Genomic DNA, 2,969 nt, shown 5'->3' on the forward strand with positions numbered 1-2,969 from the left:
GGTCTCGTGGGCTCGGAGATGTGTATAAGAGACAGGTAGAAGATTGTTCAGTAGATTTAGACTCAAAAACATTTGAAATTAATACGGATAAACCTTCTCAAGATATATTGTCACATTTAGAAGAGCTTGGTTATCACGGCCATATAATATAATTAATTAAAAAAACTCAAAAGATTTCTTAAAAATATAAAGATACCTTCAAAGTTTAAGAACTACAAAATCACTTTGGAGGTATCTTTATTATCTCAATAAAAGAAGAATATATCAAGAAAATACATTATACTAAGATTTCAAAGCAGATAAAATTAAAAGGGTCTAACAGATGTAACCCATTTTTAAATACTAATAAGTACAAAAAACTTGGATGCTTAGTTCCTTTAGAATTTAGAAACTAAGCATCCTTTTGTATATGGTTTTAGTAATTTTTGAGCCTAATTTTTCCAGGTCAGTTTACTTCAGCAGGAACTAAAACTTTTCTACCTACTTCAATGTTATTTGGATTTGCCATCTCGTTTAATTCAGCTAGTTTGTCCCACATTAAATTATAGTCTAATCCAATTTGATATAAGGTGTCTCCATCTTTTACTTCATATAGTTTTAAATTGTTTTCAGTTAAAACATCTTTAGAAAGCTTATTATTTTTAATTAGTTCATGTAAATTAATTGATTCAATATTTGAAATTCTAGCATCCTCTGTTGATGGCAATTCTAGTTTATCATTTTTTATCATTTCAATAATGTCGTCTCTTAATGGATGATCAAAATCTACACCAATGATTTCCCAATTATAATCTACTTTTGGTTCAATAGTTCCTTTTTCTTCAATAAATTCTCTAATATATAATCTTATAGATTTTGGATCAGATTGGAAGTGAGCATCGTGACTTAGCATACCCATACTCTTTAATCCACCATATCTGTAGTTGTTTAAAGCTAACTCAAATACCTGATCATCTTTAACTGGCTTTCCTTTGTAAGTTAAGTTCTTGATCCTTTGACCTTTTGGTTCAGAAATATCAACTTTATATTCTACTCCTTGAAATAAATCAAGATTATAGGCTGGGATGTCTTTATCAAAACTAATAGTTAGATCTCCAGGTTTATACTGATTATAATAACTTACTGACCATTCCATATATTCTTTTAATTCTTTTCCAGTAATATTAACTGCGTATAACGTGTTTGGATATTTATAAATATCGAATATATCCGCGTAAGAAACTTCTCCTTTCTTAATATTCGAAGAAGCTTTGAATAAAGCAGCTGCAGATATATCTGCACCAGTATAATGCAACTGAATTATATTAATTAGGTCTACAACTGCAGTATCTTGAACTCTACCAGCTGGTATTCCAGGTACTTCGTAATCAGGATGAAAATCTGCTGTTGCTGTTCCAATTGGGTCCTTTAGGAAAGACATTGTTTCTTGATGAGCTTTTTCTGTTATTTCTGATAAATTTTTTGATGGTTCATAATCAGCTATACTTATGTTTTCTGCTTTTTTATTAATAACTTTCCAATTTTCTCCGTCTTGTTCAAGTGTAAGATCAATTTTTACCACTTGGTCAGCCTGCCCATATTTTGCTCTTGGTGCAGTAACTAATGTGTTTCCTATTGTTTCATTAACTGGGACATGGTCATGACCGGTAATTAAAACATCTATTTCAGGTATTTCTGCAACTCTTTTTGCTGCAGAACCTTCATTTTCATGCCTTGCTTCAAGTCCTGCATGCGTCATTGCAATAATTACATCAACATTGTGTTCATTTTTTAATTCTTTTACATATTTTTCTGCTTCAGTTTTCATATCATTAAAAGTGAGATCTTCAACCTTTGGCCCATCCCATCTTGGAATATTTGGAGTAGTTAATCCTATTATTCCAACTTTTACCCCATTAAACTCTTTTATTAAATAAGGTTTTTGAAAGTTAGAACCGTCTTTTTTATAGTAAATATTTGCGGAAAGCAAAGGAAACTCTGCTTCTTTTTTCATTTTTTCGATTAATTCAAGGCCAAAATTGAATTCATGATTGCCCAACGTTAAAGCATCATAACCTATTTTATTCATTGCTTGAATCAATGGATGGGGTTGATCAAATAGCTGTGTATTGTATAAATCATCAGTCAATAAACTCCCCTGAATAGTATCTCCATTATCCAGAACAATTACATTTTCATTATTATTTTTTACTTCTTCAACAATGGAGGCTATTCTTTCAAAACCAACATTTTCATAATCTGTCATATCTGTATAAGAGTAACTTGTTAATGCTCCATGGGTATCACTAGTACCAATTACTGCAATATGAACCTGTGCTATGGCAAAAACGGAAATCAAAACAAACGTAAACACCATTAAAAATCTAAAATTTTTCAACGTCTATCCCTCCTTGTAATAGTTATTGTAAATATTTATTAACATAAATTAATAAAGGCAACTTACAAATTTGGGGATTTTTATTATATCACTTTTTACATAAAAATAAAAATCCCAAATGACACAATAATGTTTTGTACTGGTAAATATATAGATAATAAGTTCCTGGAATGATTTTTTACTCTTAAATCTGACTGCATAAAACTTTTATTAATTTTTGTTTCTACTTGAAATTAGTATAAAAAAGCAGGCTTTTTTATACTAATTTGACTTAAAAAAAACATTCCCTTATAATTAATAAAATATAATAATATAGACTATAAATAAAAAAATACGGAGGTATGAAATGAAACCAATAACAGATATCATTTATAATGAACTAAAACCTGTCATTTCTGAATTATTTGGGAATGACCTTTTAGACAAATTAGTCATTCAAGAAACAAATAATTCTAAATTTGGAGATTATCAAACAAACTTTGCGATGATTACATCTAAAGATTTGAGACAAGCTCCAAAAAAAACCGCTGAAAAAATTGTAGAGAATTTTAAAGATTCAAAAGTAATAGATAAAATAGAAGCTGTCTCTTAT

At 29.3% G+C, this 2,969-nt stretch carries 1 protein-coding gene and 1 pseudogene; one reads left to right on the forward strand and one right to left on the reverse strand.

What is annotated here, in order from left to right; translation table 11 throughout:
* Nucleotides 1–445: 445 nt before the first annotated feature.
* Nucleotides 446–2,377 (reverse strand): 5'-nucleotidase C-terminal domain-containing protein, encoded by a 1,932-nt coding sequence (locus CI949_RS19290; RefSeq protein ID WP_091401765.1) that lies wholly within the window; start codon nucleotides 2,375–2,377, stop codon nucleotides 446–448.
* A gap of 346 nt (nucleotides 2,378–2,723) precedes the next feature.
* Between CI949_RS19290 and CI949_RS19295 the strand changes: the two are divergent.
* Nucleotides 2,724–2,969 (forward strand): annotated as a pseudogene (locus CI949_RS19295) (arginine--tRNA ligase); the annotation flags it as partial.

It is taken from the genome of Halanaerobium sp. (assembly GCF_003070835.1).